Genomic DNA, 17934 nt, shown 5'->3' with positions numbered 1-17934 from the left:
ATAGTTTTTTTTAGGAGGTTATTTTGTTCACCTCGCTTGGAGTTAAAAAGTCGTATTTTGTTTTCATAATCACACTAATTAATTCTTAGAGCTTTTATAAAGATGTTACAATCATAGAAACGCATTATTAAACGGTGAAAGAATCATAAGAAATACCAACTGTAAAGGAGTTGCGAAGCAATTGAAAACATTATTAATAGATATGGACTCGGTAATTTGTGATTTAATGTCTGAATGGCATAAGCGCTATAACAAAGATTACAAGGACAATCTATCTGCTGCTAGATTAAAATGCTGGAATTCAGAAAAATATGTAAAGCCAGAATGTGGTGCAAAGATTTATGACTACCTAAAGGAACCAGGGTTATTCCTCCATTTAACCCCCTTACCTAATGCGATTGAAGTACTAGATAGGTTACATACAAAATATGACATTTTAATCGTAACGAGTAGTGTATCAACGGCCTTTACGGAAAAAGAAATGTGGATTGAAAAGCACCTTCCTTTTATTGGTAAGCGGAATTTAATTTTCTCTCATCGGAAAAATATGATATGTGGTGACTTGTTATTTGATGACGCTCCCCATAATCTTACTGCATTTTCAGCAACGGGTCGACTTGCGGTAGCGATGGATTATCCTTACAATCGAGATGTTAATGTGCCAAGAGTTCAAAATTGGTTGGAATTTGAAAGTTTTTTAAAGAAAGAAAGTTGGAGGGACAACCATGAAACCAATTGATGTCATCATTATTGGAGGCGGACCAGCTGGGATTTCTGCTGCTATTTGGTGTAAGAGACTTGGCATTAATCATCTACTACTTGAGAAACAAGAACAGTTAGGTGGACAATTGTTTGAGATAAAGAATGAAATTATTGATTATCCAGGAGTAATAGCAAAAGATGGAAAAGAATTGCAAGAGTTCTTTGTTAGGCATTTTAAAGACATCGGATGTTCCTATAAACAAAATGCGGAAGTATTGGCTGTAAATAGTACTTTAAAGACGATAGAAGTTAAGTGTGGAAATAATATTGAGCAATATCCATTTCAATATATTATATTAGCAACGGGAGCTGGACCTGCTTATCTTGATGTTCCCGGGGAGAAGGCAATGATTACTAGAGGGGAAATGTATTCTGCTACAACTGATGCTTATTTGTTTAGAAATAAGAATGTCGTGATTGTAGGAGGAGGCGATCGAGCATTCGAAGGAGCAATCTTACTAGCAAAGGCAGAAGCAAATGTTTATTTGATTCATCGATCAACACAATTTAAGGCTAGAGAAGAATATATTGACGAAGCAAAAAAGATACATAATATAAAAATTATTACAAATGCCCAAGTGACGAGGATTCATGGGGAACAAAAAGTCACAGCAGTAGATTATGTAAATCACAAGGGAAAGATGTGTACACTCCCATCAGACGCCGTATTTATTCGAATCGGAATAAAACCAAATAACACCCTAATAAAACAGATTGTTAAAACAAATGAAAAAGGGTTAATTGTGACAGATTCATTCGGAAAAACGGGGACAAGTTTTATTTATGCTATCGGTGATATTTGTACTAACCCCTTATTTTCAAGTATATCTTCATCAGTTGGGCAGGGCATGATTGTAGCAAAGAATTTATCTTTGTTTTTAAAGGGACAGTATGAGGGATTAAGAGAGTTGTAAGTAATTACAATATACGAAAGAAAACAACCTGAGAAGTCAATTTTCAGGTTGTTTTAGTTAATGTTTTTTGGGAGGGAGATGGATTTTACTTTCGATAGGAAAAATGTGAAGGAAAGATTAAAAAAAAATAATTTTACTATTGGGAACTGGTTTGCAAACTTGTTATCTATCTATGCACCAGACGTAGACTATCGTGCAGTGCCGATTCCGGTTCCACCTGGTGGCAGAGAAGACGCAACGGTGTTTGGTACAAATGTCTGGATGGTTCCAAAAGGGGCAAAAAATCCTGAAGCTGCTGTAAAGTTCATATTGTATGGAAGTCAACCAGAGATATTAGCGGATAATATTAACATTTGGAGATCAATTTCTATCTTCAAAGAAGAAAGTGATGCGATTAAGTGGTTTGATGAAGGAGACGAAATCTATAAAACGGTTATGGATATTGCCAGATCACCACATTCTGGTCATCCAGCTTTAACCTCAGTAAGTGCTGAGTTGAAAAATGAGCTAGATTTAATTCGTGATAATGTCATCTATAATGGCACGGACCCCGGTCCACTTTTAGAAGAATTAGAGAAACGACTTCAAAAAGATTTAGATAGTCAGTGATTGAGGAAGAATAAATAGAGGCTCACTCGGGGTCATGCCCTATCCCTATCAAATTCCGTAATATGCTGTATTAGTTGGGGGGCAGACCCCAGACCCCAGACCTCTAAGCTATGAATCTATTATCAATAGTCGCTTTTTTGTAAAAGGTGAAATTCAGCGAGAAAGGTAGACTCTACCATGGATAAAAATATTCTAGGGACGAATGCAATTACGCAAATTGGTATTGTTGTAAATAATATTGAAAAAACGTCTGAGGCGTATGCCCGCTTTTTGGGAATGGATAAGCCAAAGACGAATCGAACGGAAACAGTTGATCAAACAAAAATGGAATTTAGGGGCGAAGTGAGCCATGCCCAAGCCAAATTAGCTTCTTTTCATCTAGGAGCGTTGCAACTAGACTTAATAGAGCCTGATGAGCACCCTAGCGCATGGAGAGAGTTTCTAGACGAGCATGGAGAAGGGGTTCTTCACATTGCTTTCATTGTCGATGGGATGCAAGAAAAAATATCGCTTCTAGAAAGAATCAACATCCCTCTTGTTCAAAAAGCAGAGTTTAAGGGTGGGAGATATGCCTATATGGACAGTCTGAAAGATTTAAAAGTATTACTTGAGGTTATGGAATTTGATCAATAATTTGCAAACCAATTCAGTCTTAGGAGGAATTATGATGGGAATCATAGATAAAAGTGCAATCTGTCAAATCGCTCTAGTAGTAAAAGATATTGAACAAGTTTCCAAAAATTACGCTGAATTATTTGGAGTAGAAGTACCTACTATCTTTACGATTCCTCCAATTGAAGAATCAAATACAGAGTATCGAGGGGAGCCGACGAAAACACGGGCTAAATTAGCTGTTATTGATTTAGGGCCTGTTGTGTTGGAATTGACAGAACCTGATGAAGAGCCTAGTTCATGGAAGGAATTTTTAGAAGGTAGCGGAGAAGGTGTTCATCACATTGGATTTAAAGTGGAGGACAGAGGAAAAGTCATCGAACATTTCTCAGAAAAAGGAATTCCAATCAGACATTACGGGGAATATCCAGGGGGGAATTACACATTTGTAGACAGCACTAAGCAACTAGGGGTAATACTTAACATTAAACATGAACCGAAGGAATCGTAAGTTACTTAATAAAAGGAGAGATAAACAAGATGGATAAAATGATAGGAACAAGTACAGTAGCACAGATTGGAATATTGGTCCACGATATCGAGAAAACGGCAAAAGTCTATTCAGAGTTTTTAGGGGTAGAACCGAAATTTGTTACAACAGATGCTTATAATCAAGCTGAGACAAACTATTTAGGTAGTCCTTCTGAAGCAAGAGCGAAATTAGCATTTTTCTCGGTTGGTCCGTCTCTAGATATTGAATTAATTGAACCAGATGAACATCCAAGTACGTGGAGACATGACCTTGATAAAAATGGAGAAGGAATTCATCACATTGCCTTCTTTATTAAAGGGATGGATGAGAAGGTGATGGTATTAAATCAAAAAAATATGCCTCTATTACAAAGGGGAAAGTATACGGGTGGCGAATATTCTTATATAGATGCAACAGACGATTTAAAAATCGTTTTAGAATTACTAGAGAACCATTAAAGAGGATAGTTTAAATGGGAAGTTATTATTTCAAACTGTTTTCCTTGCAGCAATAAGTGTAATCGCTACCATAGTGTCCGACATTAAATCTACCTAATCTCAAAGGGGCTATCATTAGAGTAGACAGATAGATTAGCGGAGTTGGTTACCTAATTTTGTTGACAGACGTAAAGGATGAAAAGGAAGTGAGAAATATATTGGAAAAACGAAGATATGGAAGTACAGAATTGAATGTAAGCGTGCTTGGATTTGGAGGCAGTGAAATCGGTGGGTTAGGTGGACCGGATGCCCACTCTAAGGGGATAAATCTCAAGGAAGTTGAGAAGCTTCTTGGAAGTGCATTGGATGCTGGGCTTAATGTAATCGATACTGCAGAATGTTACAACGACAGTGAAGAAAAAATTGGTTCAGCGGTATCACATAGACGGGATGAATATTACTTATTTACGAAATGCGGTCATGGGAAAGGGTTTGACCTCCCTCATTGGGATCCAAAAATGCTTGAGATGAGTATTGATCGTAGTTTGAAGCGCTTGAAAACTGACTATATCGATATGATTCATTTACACACATGTTCAGAAGAGATTTTGCAAAGAGGGGAAGTCATCGACGTGTTGCAGAGGGCTAAGGAAAAAGGAAAGGTCAGATATATCGGCTATAGTGGTGATCACACTGATGCTCTTTATGCAGTGAAGTGCGGTGCATTTGATTCATTAATGACCTCCCTGAATCTTATGGATCAAGAAGCGATTGACCTAACGATTCCCAAAGCGCAAAAGCAAGGAATGGGTGTGACCATTAAGCGTCCGATTGCCAATGTCGTCTGGAGATATGATCAATTGCCGGAAAATCAGTATCATCATGCCTATTGGGAGCGAATGCAACAGTTAGAGTACGAGTTCCTTCAAGCAGATAAGCAGGAGTCTGTTGGGACTGCTCTACGCTTTACATTATCAGTTCCGGGGGTGCATACAGCGATTGTCGGCACAACGAACCCAACACGATGGAGCGAAAATGCGAGGTTGCTTGAGAAAGGAGCTCTTCCTACTGAGCAATATCAAGCAATCCGGAAACGCTGGAAAGAAAAAGCTAAAACAGATTGGATTGGTTTGGAATGAAGCAATTATTAGCCGTTTGTGGAGATCACTATCATCCATCAGAACCGATTAAAGAGGCACTAACAAAAGCATTAGCCCATTCCGCCTTAAAACAGAAATACGCCATTCGTTATATCGAGCCTAGTGAACTGGTAGATGCGCTCAATGATAAACCAGATTGTGTTATTTTATCGAAAGAAAATCGCTTAAATCCGACTGATGATATTGTAACGTCATGGATGACTATTGAGATTGAGACAGCGATTGCAAACTATGTAAATGAAGGAGGGAGCTGGCTCGCCTGGCATTCTGGTTTAGCCTCCTATCAACCTGGAAGTCCATTTACCAATATGCTACGAGGATATTTTGAATATCATCCTGAAAAACACCAGCAGGTAACGTATAATCGTAAAGGTTCTGAAGACGCATTAACCTTTACGATTTTAGATGAGCATTATTTTGTATATTGTGATGTAGCGAACACAGACGTTTTCCTCCGTTCTGAATCAATTGATGGCCAGTCCATTGCTGGCTGGCGACACTCATATGGAAATGGAAGAGTAAGTTGTTATGCTCCTGCTCATAGGAGAGAAGGGTTAAATCATCAAATGGTTATCTCTCTCTTAGTTGAAAATATAGCTTGGTGCTGTAACGATAACGAGTAAGCCATAAATAAACTGACTATTGCAGTCAGTTTGTTTTGGTTATATAGTTAAATTAACAAAATTTTCGTAAAAAGGGGATGTTAAAAAAGTGATGAAACCTAGAGTATTTACACAAAATCCACTTCCGCAAGACATACAAGCATATCTAAATGAACATGTCGAATTAAAAATATGGGACAAGACAGATTCGCTAACACGAGAGCAACTTTTAAATGAACTTTCTGATGTCGATGGACTACTAACGAGTGGTACGGCTATAAATGAGGAATTATTAGAGCAAGCTCCACAACTTCGCGTGGTAAGCAGTATCTCTGTCGGGTACAATCATTTTGATACGAAAGCGATGAAAGAGTACGGCGTGATTGGGACACATACACCTTATGTGTTAGATGATACGGTCAGTGATCTTGTCATTAGTTTAATGCTCTCAGCAGCAAGAAGAGTCCCTGAGTTGGATGCACTAACAAAAAGAGGTGGTTGGGAAAAAGGAAAGGATCAAGAAATGTTTGGCGTGGATGTCCATCATAAGAAATTAGGGATTATTGGAATGGGCCGAATTGGTGAAACGATAGCGAAAAGAGCAAAATACGGATTTGATATGGACGTTACATATTTTAATCGAACTCGTAAAAAGGAAGTAGAAGAAAAATTAAATATAAGCTATCAGTCTATGGATGATTTACTATGTGAGTCTGATTTTATCGTTTTAATGGTTCCGCTTACAAAGGATACGAAACAGTTAATCGGTGCGAGAGAATTTCAATTAATGAAAAAGTCTGCGATCTTTATTAACGCATCACGAGGACAAACAGTTGATGAACAAGCATTGGTTGATGCTCTTCAAACAGGTGAAATTCTCGCGGCTGGTTTGGATGTATATGATCAAGAACCAATTAATGAGAACAATCCGTTATTAAAAATGAAAAATGTAGTGACACTTCCGCATATCGGTTCAGCTACAAGCGAAACGAGGCACGCGATGGCGATGCTTGCGGCAAAAAATATTGTGGCAGCACTCACAGGTGAAGGTTCATATTATGCGGTGAAGGAGTTACAGGGTGTTGAGGTTAGGCTGTAAAATAAGAACTACTTGCTATATTAAATGAAGAGATCTTTTTGTTGATCAAGAGATGTACACAAAGCGTTATTCGAACGAGGTTAATTATGATATTGCTGAGCGTTTTTCTGCATACGCAAAAGAAAGAGAGGTTCATCCAGCTTCTTTAGCGATTGCATGGGTCATGGCACACAAAGGTGTAACGGCTCCAATTATAGGCGCTAGAAATCTTGAACAGTTAGAGGTTGCATTAGCTTCTCTTGATTTACAGATGACACAAGAGTGGCGCAATGAAATTTCAAATTTATCTGTTGCTCCACTACTTGCTACAGATCGTGCTGAGGAAGCTTTGTAATCTTTAGAACCAACTCTAGGATGATAGAGTTGGTTTTTTACGTTACTTTAAAAGAACATATCCTAATCAGTGTCTTTACAGTGGAATAGATAAATCGAAACAGAGATTTTAGGGAGTATTTAAAATATGGATAAGTGATGAGTTATGCTTCAAGAGAATAATTTACACCTGCCCATAAATTAACTAATTGGTGGGCAGGTGTATTTATAAGCGATCATTAATTAATAGAGACACTATCATCACAAGGTTTTTTCTTTGATTGCAAATTCTTAATTTTATCAGTTAAAAAGGCTAGTTTCGCTTTTGTTTCTTTGATATTCACTTGGTCGTTTGCCTCTATGTATTCATGAAGCTCGAGTAAGTGGTAATCAATTTCTAAGTATAATGTTTTATACGTTTTATTTTGGTTATTATCGAGTCTAAGTCCTAATACTTTTTCAAATACAGATATTACTTTAGGGTTAGTCGATTCTAAAGACTGAAAAACTAGGTTTTCTCCATTGGTAAACGTTGCCTCGCTCGATTGCTTTGATTCTTTATCTACAATATTTAAAATGCTGTAATGGTCTAAATGGTTCCAGAAAATTTTAAAATTCTTATTAGGTAACGCGCGGATAACATAACGAAGTGCTGGTTTGCTAATAATCATATTACCAGTTGATTTTTTCATAGTTAATCACCTCATGTTTATTTATATATCCCCTTAGCTTTATTATAAACGTATTTTTTAAATAATTAAAGCGCTTTCATTAATCAAAATAAGATAATATGATTCAACATGGAACAAGGATGTACTTCAATTGACAAAATTCTCTTAAATCGTATTTTAATTAGAGCGTAGTATTGGATGATCGGAAGGATATCGAAAATATTGCCTAACTAAAAGAGCGATTCCTCGTGCGATATTCATTGCCATTGTGTAGATGAAATGCAAATTGGTGTAAAGAAGAGAGCTTATGTTCATAGGCTCCTCTCTCAACATGACTCCCATCACGCTACAATCTCCAATCGGAGGAAGTTTCTGACCTAAACCTTCACCAGGCAACAATGAACCGTCGCGAATGACAATTGAATTCACGAATCCTTCTGTACTTATGACACTATCAATTGCAACGACAAAGCTATTCGTTGGTAACTTAATTTGCGAAAACGTTGGAACGAGTGTTGTCGCATCTAATGGATGCTCAAGATTTCCAACGACCGTTAAATGGTTTGGAAATAAGTCTCGAAGAAAAGTGCCAACAAATGGGCCAAGGCTGTCGCCACTAATTAGATTGGACCCAATTCCAACAACGTAGATTTGCTCTGTTCCATCAGGAATAAGGGAATACAAGTTGTTGCGAATGTGTAGTGGGGCTAGTTTATGATTATATGGAATCATTCTGATGCTGCTGACTTTTTCACATTGCTTAGACATATACCACACCTCACGTATTATTCATTTCCTAATGGTATTGAGATTTATATTCTTCATTTATAATAAAAAGTCCTTTAAAAATAGTGGAATATATGTATTTTTTCCTGACTTACCGACTAAAAGGTTCAATGTTCATTGTCTTGTGGTAGAGTAAAGAAGAGTGAGAGATATTCAGTATTTTGTATATTGTTGCATTTTATTTGCGATCTATCTAGGGAGAGGATTACGGTGTTCATTTTATCGGCTTTTAATTTTTTATTTTATGCTGGTTATTCCATTATTATATTCTTTCTGCCGCTATACCTTCGCTCTAAAGGGTTAATGACTGTTGAAGTGGGGCTCGTTATGGCTGCTGGGGCGTTTGTGTCCATCTTTGCACAGCCTTTTTGGGGCATAATAAGTGATCGGAAAAAAACAGTGAAGTGGATTCTGTTGATTGTGTTGATTTCGGGTTTATGCGTCAGTATCCCTTTGTTTTTAGCTGATCAATTCCTTTTAATAGTCGTCTTAATGTTTCTTTTTATGTTCTTTATCTCTGCATGTTTGCCGTTGACAGATAGCTTGACTTTTAGATTTGCACAGGAGAATGGACGTAATTTTGGGTTTATCCGTTCTTGGGGAGAAGTGGGGGTTGCTGCTTCTACTATTAGTGTAGGCCTACTTATTGAAATTTATGGAATTCGATATTTAGGATTTATGTATATCTTTCTTGTATTTCTCCTTATTTGCACAACCTTTTTAGTAAAGGATGTCGTTAGAAAATCAGAACCAGTAACAAAAGAAGGGGTAGTAAAGCTTTTTACAAATTCGAGAATCATCTGGTTTCTCATTCTTGTGCTATTTTTAGCGATTCCCCATCGTATGAATGACAACTTATTGGCTATCTATTTAATGGATATGGGAGCAAAGGAATCGCAAGTAGGAAAGGCATGGACTGTTGCAACGCTGAGCACAGTTCCAGTGTTGGCATGTATGGGATTCCTCGTTCGGCGCTATAATGAATTCGGGTTGTTCGTTATAGCTGGGTTCATGTATTCTCTGCGGTGGATTTTGTATAGTATTGCGACTGAGCCTAATACACTTGTATATTTGCAAATTCTTCATAGCTTATCTTTCCCTGTTTTATTTGTTTCTGCGATAACCTATTTAACTCGCATCGTACCAGATGAGTTACGGGCAACTGGACAAACGATGTTTGCTGCTATATTTGGAGGGATAGCCGGAATTATTGGAAGCTCCACTGGAGGGTGGCTATATGACTTTTTTAGTCCACAAACCGTTTATTTATCGGGTGGTTTACTCGCATTTATCGGGGCATCGGCTGCTTTATTTACCTATCTTGTGATGAGAAAAGATCGTCAATTGAATGTGAAACATGCTAGGAAACATGAAGTGTCGTGAATGAAACTTACTGCTAAGGCAGGACTTGCAGTTTAATATATGTTCGTATCGTAAACTGAAAAAGAAGAAATAGGACATATAACTAGGGGAATACAGATGAAATTAAATATTGGTTCTTTATGCGAAAGTTGCGGGAAGTATCACGATGAACTACCGATGAGTTATAGAAGTCCGGCTCCAGAATATTATTACGATGTTCCGTCGGAAGCAAGATCGAATTGAGATGAATGATGATTTATGCACGTTTGATAACAAATTCATTTTTGTTTGCGGCAGTATACCAATGATAGAGTGTTATTTTGAAGGACTCTTTCATTTGTGGCATATGGATGAGAATGGATAAAAAGGTGGAATGGTATTTGAGCTTTTTCTATCAAAATGGGTTTAGATTTTATGAGAGAGAAAAGAAAACAATTGTAGTGGATGAAGCAAAAATTCAATCCTATGTAGACTATATAAATGAAAATCAAATAAAAGTTGTTGCCGTTAATAGTCTTTATTACCATAAGAATGACCTTACCTTTTTGGAACAATGCCCGCATGTTGAGGAGGTTCATATTAATAGTATTTTCATCACAGACCACTCTAAACTGTATTCTTTGAAAAATTTACAAGTTCTTTCTATCGAAGAGCCTAAGATGGAATTAGACTTATCCGTATTTTCAAATACACTAAAAGAGCTAAGTATTGAACACAACAGATATGTTAAAAAATTAGAGACTTGTACCAATCTCCATACTTTGATGATATGGAAGTACAAGCCGAAATCTAAAAATTTAGAGGAGCTAAAAAGTCTTAAACAAGTAAAAGATCTAAGTATAATACAAGGAAATATTAATTCTTTAAAGGGATGTAGGTCATTCCAAAAGTTAACAAAGTTGGAAGTGCACTATTTACGAAACCTAAAGCACATTGATGAGATAGAAAATAATTCAATGACCATAAAAAGTGTTGAATTCGGACATTGTAGAAACCTTAAAAATCATGGTTACGTTGTTTGTTTAAAAGAGTTAGAAACACTTATTTTCGAAAGTTGTGGAGATATACAAAATTTACAATTTGTCAAAGCGTTAACAAAACTAACACATTTAAGTTTTGTTGACTGTAATATTGTCGATGGGAATATTAAACCTTGCATAGGGTTAAATTTTGTTGGATTTAATAACAAAAGGCATTATAACCATACATTCGAAGAATTGAATCCGAATTTTAAAGTGAATTAACATGATGGAAGTTTATTGTTCCTCATGTTGGGACATGAAAGAATAGATGTAACCGCATAAACAAGACGTACATAAGGCGAGGAACTAATTGTTCCTCGCCTTTTTTAAAAAGTGTTATTCAATCCACTGAACTACGTCTTTCACTTCTTTTCTTGTTTTAGGACGTGGCTCTTTTGCTCGATACCCAAAGGCAACCATAACCGAAATGGCTAAATGACCATCTTCAAGTAAATTTTCTTCCTCTAATATTTCTTGAACTTTATCAAAATTAAATCCTTCAACTGGACAAGAGTCAATGCCGATAAGAGCGGCAGCGGTCATCATATTTGCTAGGGCAATATACGTTTGTTTTCCTGCCCAATCGAGCATCGTGCGTTCATTTTCTAAAAGATGAAGATCATCTTCTTGGAAAGACTTGTATCGTGCTTTAATCTTATCAAACAGGTCAGCTGGAAACTTTTTCACATTTAGCATTTGATCCTTAACATACTCTGAATCATATTTCGTATCTTTGATCGTTCTAGCAAGAATCACAACGAAGTGGCTAGCAGTAGGGAGCTGTCCTTGTGCACCCCATGAAACCTCTTGCAATTTCTCTCTTAGTTCAAGATTTTGAACGACGACAAATTTCCAAGGTTCATATCCGACTGAGCTCGGAGATAATCTACCAGCTTCTAAAATAAGGTCAAAGTCCTCTTTTGATATTTTTTTTGTTGGATCAAATTCCTTTGTAGCATGTCTGAATGTAAATGCATCAAGGATTTCTTTATTCTTACTTACGTTATTGGTCATATGTATACTTCCTCCCATAATATTTCGAAGATCTAAAAGTTATTATTACATAGTTATTATCTCAAGGAATGAATAAAATATGAAATAAGTGTAGACTACATCTGCTTTGAAAGTGAAATGATATGCTCATTATATTATGTAGATTTAATAACCAAACTAACATATCTAGTAGAGTGGGAGGGCAATGAAGAAGGATAAAAAAACGACTGTCTTATAGAGGAGTTCTTCCATTTATAACTTACTTACTTATTGACAGTGGAATTTAATGTGTGATATATTTATCTCGAATCAAAGATAAATTAATTAGAGATAAAATTCATGAGATATATTAGTAGAGATATATATAACGGAAAATTGGAGGAAGAATTATGAACGAATTAAAAGGAATACACCATGTAACCGCGATTACGAGTAGTGCAGAAAAGAACTATGAATTTTTCACCTATGTATTAGGCATGCGTTTGGTCAAAAAGACGGTAAATCAAGACGACATTCAAACGTATCATCTATTCTTTGCTGATGATTCAGGCAGTGCAGGCACAGATATGACGTTCTTTGATTTTCCAGGTATTCAAAAGGGAAGCCACGGAACGAATGAAATTTTCAAAACATCTTTCCGCATACCGACAGATCGAGCCCTTGATTACTGGGTCGAACGCTTTGATCGCCTTAAGGTCAAGCATACTGGAATCAAAGAACAATTTGGTAAAAAAACGCTTTCGTTCGTTGACTTTGATGATCAACAATATCAACTGATTTCCGATGAATTTAATCAAGGAGTTGCTTCTGGAAACCCATGGAAAAAAGGACCAATTCCATTGGAATACGCAATTACAGGTTTAGGGCCAATTTTTATTCGCGTTGCGCAATTTGATTATTTTAAAGAAGTGTTGGAGAAAGTTCTATTATTTAAGGAGATCGCCAAGGAAGAATCTATGCATTTGTTTGAAGTCGGAGAAGGGGGAAACGGGGCACAAGTTATCGTCGAACATAATGTCCTTCTCCCTCAGGCAGGACAAGGGTTTGGAACCGTTCATCATGTTGCATTCCGTGTCGATGATCGAAAAGTGCTAAACGAATGGATTGACCGTTTGCCAACTTTCGGGCTGCAGACGTCTGGGTACGTTGATCGTCACTTCTTTGAATCGCTTTATGCGAGGGTTGCACCACAAATTCTCTTTGAATTTGCGACAGATGGTCCAGGGTTCATGGGAGATGAACCATATGAAACACTTGGAGAAAAATTATCGTTGCCGCCATTTTTAGAACCGAAACGAGAACAAATTGAAAAAGTCGTGCGCCCGATTGATACGGTGAGAAGTACGAAGGAGTTTGTGAAAGAATAGAAGAAAGACCTCTTCTCCATTTTATTATAGTATGGAGGAGAGGTCTTTTTATTGACCTTGACCTAACGAATATCCGAGCTCGCCGTTAAAAGTATAAAGGTTTTCCGTTTTAATAAAATCTAATCCTGCTCGCTGAATACGACCTAATAGGTTTAGAATTGCTTCGTTTGATGAAGTGTTATTTAGTTGGAACCGACAGCGCCAATGATCTGTTGTGAACGTTTCTGGAAATCCACTTGGATAGACTTTTACACCTCGATTTGTAATGACAGCTAAGGTGAATTCTGGCCCAGCAAGTGATTCTAAGGTTTCACCGATTTCATCTGATGTTTGTTCATTGTTATAAAGGAAGACATCAACGCCATCTAATTCACGTACAACATCCGCTTTCGGACGATCTTTCACTAATGGAGAAAGTTGGAATGGCGTATCCTTTGAAGGATCGACTTGTTTGTAGGTGACTGGTGTAAAGGAAGTCGGTAATTGTCCAAGTCTTGCAAGTACGGCTTCAGCAAATTCAGTTGTTCCGACAGACGGTCCTCCTTTTGCAATATCTCCTGTGAAAATCTCATCTTCTAACGTTTTCAACCACGCGTTATGTATACGGGTTGCGACCTCGGGTTGTCCGATGTGAACCAACATCATAACCGCTCCAAGAATGAGACCTGAAGGGTTAGCAATCCCTTTACCTGCAATGTCTGGTGCACTTCCATGAATTGCTTCAAACATCGCAAATTGATCACCAATGTTAGCAGAGCCAGCAAGACCGACACTACCTGTAATTTGGGCAGCAACATCTGAGGCGATATCTCCATAAAGATTAGGCATAACAATTACATCAAAGTCTTGTGGCGTATCGGCGATCTTTGCCATCCCAATATCAATAATCCAATGTTCGGTTTCAATTTCAGGATAATCTATAGCGACCTCTTTAAAAACTTTGTGAAAAAGACCATCCGTCAATTTCATAATGTTATCTTTCGTAAAGCACGTTACTTTTTTCCGGTTATTCTTTCTAGCATACTCAAAGGCGTAACGGATAATTTTCTCTGAACCAGGTCGTGTAATTAATTTTAAACATTGTACAACTTCAGGTGTTTGCTGGTGTTCAATTCCTGCATATAAATCTTCTTCGTTTTCACGAATGATCACTAAATCCATGTCTGGGTGCTTTGTTTTCACAAATGGAGCATAGGCTACATTTGGTCTTACGTTTGCGAATAAGCCTAATGTTTTACGAATCGTTACATTTAAGCTTTTGTACCCTCCCCCTTGAGGAGTAGTAATGGGGCCTTTAAAGAAAACCTTTGTCCGTCTAAGAGATTCCCATGCTTCATCAGGTATGCCGGACGAATGTCCTCCTAAATATACCTTTTCCCCAATTTCAATGAATTCAGGTTCAATCATCGCCCCTCCATGTTCTAAAATTTTTAAAGTTGCGTCCATAATTTCAGGACCAATGCCGTCGCCTCTTGCAATTGTGATGGCGCGTCTTTGTGTCATCCCTTACATCATCCTTTCATGGTTAATTAAATAAGATTGCGCTATGGAAGAGGGTTTATAGGGTATAGTGTTTACTTAAATTTGGGTTTTTATCGGTGCTCCTCTGTACAAATTTGTGCAGAGGAGCAATATATTCAAAAGAGAGAAAAGGAGATAGTGCCCACTTCATAGCGAACATAAAATGGAAGTTTATTCATACTTATTAATAAGTGCATGTTAATTTATTTTAAAAACGCATGCTCGTATCACTAGAGGAAAAGGATCTATACTTGGCTTATGACACAATATGCAGGGAGAGGAAACGATGGCTATAAAACCACCGTTGTTACAAAGTGGAGATACGATTGGATTGGTTACCCCTGGTAGCCCTCTTGATGCAAGTATTATAAATACAAGAGCTCAAACGTTGATGGATATGGGTTTTTCCATTGTATATGGGAATTACGTATATTCTTTTGATGGGATTGCAGCTGCACCAGCACAGCAGAGAGCAGAAGATGTAATGAATATGTTTAGAGATCCGAGAGTGAAAATGATCCTACCTACACGAGGAGGGACAGGGGTACAGACGATTCTTCCTTATTTGGATTTTGAGGAAATAAGAGCGAACCCAAAAATCATCTCTGGATATAGTGATATAACCGTACTGTTAAATAGCTTATATCAATTTAGTGATTTGGTGACATTTCACAGTCTCATGCTGATTGATTTTAGAATCGATACACCCGCTTATAATTTTAACCAATTTTTTGAAGCGACGTCTACTACGATTTCGCCAAGGATCATTTCCAATCCACCGAATATGCCATTGATGAGTTTAGTCCCAGGAAATGCAACGGGACCCATTGTAGGTGGAAATATGACATCATTAGTAAATACACTTGGAACTCCATATGAAATTGATACCGCAGGAAAAATCCTTTTTCTAGAAGAAATCAATTCACCTACGACAATGATTTTCCGCTATTTAACTCAATTATTGATGGCGGGTAAATTTGAAGACTGTGTTGGCATTATTATGGGAGAATGTACGAATTGTCTTGTGTCTTGGGGGACAACGTATATCGATTTAATTAATGAGTGGTTGGTTCCTTTAGGGAAGCCTTTAATGATCAATCTTGCTACAGGGCATGGTACGTATAAAGCTGCGATTCCAATCGGTGCGACTGTTAATTTAAATACTGCCAATAATACAGTAACGGTACTAGAGCCAACCGTTTCTAGATGAAGATGAGTATTGGAACTGGTTCGTTGAATCATATATCTAATTTTAGGGTTACAAAACCAGACGCACTTCCTTCTTAGGAGGAAATGCGTCTGGTTGATTGTAATAATCCTTAAATGCGCGAAAAACCTTCTTCGTCCAAGTAATGTGTGGCTTCTTTATACGTAGTAAACGTACCATCTAAAATATCATCAGCGTAGACGTTCCACATATCCTCTTCTTTTAACAAGGTAAGGGTTACGGTATTGTCATTGATCCACACTTCTTCTTCTGGTTCATTTTCCGCTTCTGTTTCCTTTGGTGTTAAAGAAAGAATAGATTTTCGAATTGTTGATCGGAGTGCCTTTTCAGTAAAGTCACGGATGTTTACCATCCCTTTATCATTCGTTTGGTAGCCTGTCATTTTTCCTGCATAAACAAAGCCATTTCCATTAGGATGTAAATGATAAACGACATTTTTTTGATCATACGAACTGTTCGTGTAGTGGAAATTTACTCTTCCCAATGAAACATCCTTTCGTTCCAGCTCAGGAAACGATTCAATTATCGATAATTTTTCTTCAAATGTTAACATGTTGCCTCCAGTATGGTCTGAACTATTTTGTTTGCTCATTATACCATAATAGTTATCAAACTGCTTGTTACCTCTCATAGGACAAGGCACAATTCTTGCGTTCAGCATATGTATACGATATATTTCATACAAAGATTTAAAGGTTAGAAGAAAAGAGGTGTGCTTGTTATCGACAGTTTGAAGGATATATATAATGAAAGTTTCATTTAGAGACTTGTCTACAAGAAAACATTATAAAGGAGTTCATTCACTAACTATTATTAGTAATGGAGTTCCAAAAGCCTCATTTGATTTCATTGTGGAGTAGGTTGAAAGCTGTAACATGGCAGTGGCAAGGAAGAGACTGGATCAATAGGCAGGATTTTAACGAAACAATTCAGTTACTAATTCTAGTATACTTGTCGCTCATGTCCGTTGAAACATGTTAGAATAGACATATATAGATTAAAAATGGAGGCGTAGGAATGGGGAAACGATTATTGCTTTTTATATTGACCAACATTCTCGTTATGACAACGATTGTCATTGTATGGTCACTTATTACAACTTACACAGGCATTAGTGGTTCGTTTGAAACAGGAGGTCCAGGACTCGGAATTGATTACGCGTCGTTAATGCTATTTAGCTTACTTGTTGGTTTTACAGGGGCGTTTATCTCACTTGCGATGTCACGCTTTGTAGCAAAGAAAATGATGAAGGTCAAAGTGTTAGATCCAAATGGTACATTATCAGCACATGAACGTGCTGTTGTGGAGAAGGTTCATCGGTTTTCGCGTGCAGCTGGCCTTACTCATATGCCAGAGGTTGGAATCTATCAATCTGCTGAGGTCAATGCCTTTGCAACAGGCCCTTCGAAAAAACGTTCACTAGTGGCTGTTTCATCTGGGTTATTGACTACGATGGATGACGATGCTGTTGAAGGCGTTATTGCCCATGAGGTTGCTCACGTTGCAAATGGTGACATGGTCACAATGACCTTGTTGCAAGGGGTTGTGAATACATTTGTTGTCTTTTTCTCAAGAATTGCAGCCATTCTTGTGTCGCGTTTAGTGCGTTCTGAAATGCAAATGATTGTTCGTTTTGCGGCAATTATTATCTTCCAAATTTTATTCTCTATCCTTGGAAGTCTCGTTGTTAGTGCGTACTCCAGACATCGTGAATTCCATGCTGACCGCGGTGGTGCTGATCTAGCAGGGAATGATAAGATGGCGCATGCCCTAAGATCGTTGCAGCGCTATGTCGATCGAGCAAAAGTCGATGATCGTACAGACGATTCTGCGATTCAAACAATGAAGATTAACGGAAAAGGCGGGATGACGAAGCTCTTTTCATCTCACCCTGATCTAAATGAGAGAATTGCACGTTTGGAGCAACGGTAAAATAAGGTGAAAA

Annotated in this window: 20 protein-coding genes; 15 read left to right on the top strand and 5 right to left on the bottom strand. The window is 37.5% G+C overall.

Translation table 11 applies throughout. The annotated features are described in order from the left end of the window. Positions 1-181 precede the first annotated feature (181 nt). The 10 genes from SLH51_RS07130 (at position 182) to SLH51_RS07085 (ending at position 7061) form a co-directional block, all read left to right on the top strand. A complete protein-coding gene (locus SLH51_RS07130; protein ID WP_335960230.1) occupies positions 182-739 on the top strand; it encodes a 5' nucleotidase, NT5C type in 558 nt (185 codons plus the stop codon). Beyond that, a complete protein-coding gene (locus SLH51_RS07125) occupies positions 726-1676 on the top strand; it encodes an NAD(P)/FAD-dependent oxidoreductase (protein WP_335960228.1) in 951 nt (316 codons plus the stop codon). Before SLH51_RS07130 ends, SLH51_RS07125 begins: the two co-directional genes overlap by 14 nt. 78 nt (positions 1677-1754) lie before the next feature. Next, positions 1755-2285: a type 2 periplasmic-binding domain-containing protein gene (locus SLH51_RS07120; protein WP_335960227.1), complete on the top strand. Its 531-nt coding sequence runs from the start codon at positions 1755-1757 to the stop codon at positions 2283-2285. A gap of 177 nt (positions 2286-2462) precedes the next feature. Further along, positions 2463-2918, top strand: a complete 456-nt coding sequence (locus tag SLH51_RS07115) for a VOC family protein (RefSeq protein WP_335960225.1) — start codon at positions 2463-2465, stop codon at positions 2916-2918. 31 nt (positions 2919-2949) lie between these two features. After that, positions 2950-3408, top strand: a complete 459-nt coding sequence (locus SLH51_RS07110) for a VOC family protein (RefSeq protein WP_335960223.1) — start codon at positions 2950-2952, stop codon at positions 3406-3408. Between the two features lie 29 nt (positions 3409-3437). Further along, on the top strand, positions 3438-3887 hold the full coding sequence (locus tag SLH51_RS07105) for a VOC family protein (protein ID WP_335960221.1): 450 nt from the start codon (positions 3438-3440) through the stop codon (positions 3885-3887). 197 nt (positions 3888-4084) lie between these two features. Further along, positions 4085-5005 (top strand): aldo/keto reductase, encoded by a 921-nt coding sequence (locus SLH51_RS07100; RefSeq protein ID WP_335960337.1) that lies wholly within the window; start codon positions 4085-4087, stop codon positions 5003-5005. Beyond that, positions 5002-5649: a ThuA domain-containing protein gene (locus tag SLH51_RS07095; RefSeq protein WP_335960219.1), complete on the top strand. Its 648-nt coding sequence runs from the start codon at positions 5002-5004 to the stop codon at positions 5647-5649. Before SLH51_RS07100 ends, SLH51_RS07095 begins: the two co-directional genes overlap by 4 nt. A gap of 91 nt (positions 5650-5740) precedes the next feature. Continuing rightward, positions 5741-6727, top strand: coding sequence for a 2-hydroxyacid dehydrogenase (locus tag SLH51_RS07090; protein ID WP_335960335.1), 987 nt, complete (start codon positions 5741-5743; stop codon positions 6725-6727). A 52-nt stretch (positions 6728-6779) separates the two neighbouring features. Continuing rightward, the gene (locus tag SLH51_RS07085; RefSeq protein WP_335960218.1) at positions 6780-7061 is read left to right on the top strand and encodes an aldo/keto reductase; all 282 of its coding nucleotides are present in this window, start codon (positions 6780-6782) and stop codon (positions 7059-7061) included. Positions 7062-7278: 217 nt separating this feature from the next. On the opposite strand, the gene SLH51_RS07080 is transcribed toward SLH51_RS07085, so the two are convergent. Next, complete coding sequence (locus SLH51_RS07080) at positions 7279-7731, bottom strand: hypothetical protein (protein ID WP_335960217.1); 453 nt, start codon at positions 7729-7731, stop codon at positions 7279-7281. Between the two features lie 156 nt (positions 7732-7887). Next, positions 7888-8478: a spore protease YyaC gene (yyaC, locus tag SLH51_RS07075; protein WP_335960216.1), complete on the bottom strand. Its 591-nt coding sequence runs from the start codon at positions 8476-8478 to the stop codon at positions 7888-7890. Between the two features lie 228 nt (positions 8479-8706). On the opposite strand from yyaC, the gene SLH51_RS07070 reads away from it, so the two are divergent. Further along, positions 8707-9879 (top strand): MFS transporter, encoded by a 1173-nt coding sequence (locus SLH51_RS07070; RefSeq protein WP_335960215.1) that lies wholly within the window; start codon positions 8707-8709, stop codon positions 9877-9879. 335 nt (positions 9880-10214) lie between these two features. After that, positions 10215-11102, top strand: a complete 888-nt coding sequence (locus SLH51_RS07065) for a hypothetical protein (RefSeq protein WP_335960213.1) — start codon at positions 10215-10217, stop codon at positions 11100-11102. A 114-nt stretch (positions 11103-11216) separates the two neighbouring features. Here SLH51_RS07065 and SLH51_RS07060 read toward each other — a convergent pair whose 3' ends face one another. Continuing rightward, the gene (locus SLH51_RS07060) at positions 11217-11894 is read right to left on the bottom strand and encodes an NAD(P)H-dependent oxidoreductase (RefSeq protein WP_335960211.1); all 678 of its coding nucleotides are present in this window, start codon (positions 11892-11894) and stop codon (positions 11217-11219) included. A 368-nt stretch (positions 11895-12262) separates the two neighbouring features. Here SLH51_RS07060 and SLH51_RS07055 point away from each other — a divergent pair, with 368 nt between their 5' ends. Further along, the gene (locus SLH51_RS07055) at positions 12263-13240 is read left to right on the top strand and encodes a ring-cleaving dioxygenase (protein ID WP_335960209.1); all 978 of its coding nucleotides are present in this window, start codon (positions 12263-12265) and stop codon (positions 13238-13240) included. 48 nt (positions 13241-13288) lie between these two features. Here SLH51_RS07055 and SLH51_RS07050 read toward each other — a convergent pair whose 3' ends face one another. Further along, complete coding sequence (locus tag SLH51_RS07050; RefSeq protein ID WP_335960208.1) at positions 13289-14743, bottom strand: NADP-dependent isocitrate dehydrogenase; 1455 nt, start codon at positions 14741-14743, stop codon at positions 13289-13291. Between the two features lie 304 nt (positions 14744-15047). Between SLH51_RS07050 and SLH51_RS07045 the strand changes: the two genes are divergently transcribed. After that, a complete protein-coding gene (locus SLH51_RS07045; protein ID WP_335960206.1) occupies positions 15048-15971 on the top strand; it encodes a S66 peptidase family protein in 924 nt (307 codons plus the stop codon). Positions 15972-16080: 109 nt separating this feature from the next. Here SLH51_RS07045 and SLH51_RS07040 read toward each other — a convergent pair whose 3' ends face one another. Beyond that, entirely contained in the window at positions 16081-16542 is a 462-nt protein-coding gene (locus tag SLH51_RS07040; protein ID WP_335960204.1) for a hypothetical protein, read from the bottom strand. 464 nt (positions 16543-17006) lie between these two features. Here SLH51_RS07040 and htpX point away from each other — a divergent pair, with 464 nt between their 5' ends. Next, positions 17007-17921 (top strand): protease HtpX, encoded by a 915-nt coding sequence (gene htpX / locus SLH51_RS07035; RefSeq protein WP_335960202.1) that lies wholly within the window; start codon positions 17007-17009, stop codon positions 17919-17921. Positions 17922-17934 lie beyond the last annotated feature (13 nt).

This window comes from Halalkalibacter kiskunsagensis (genome assembly GCF_037027555.1).
GTDB lineage: Bacteria > Bacillota > Bacilli > Bacillales > Bacillaceae_D > Halalkalibacter > Halalkalibacter kiskunsagensis.
The sequence above is the reverse complement of the archived record's forward strand: the minus strand, read 5'-3'. Positions and strand labels throughout refer to the sequence as shown.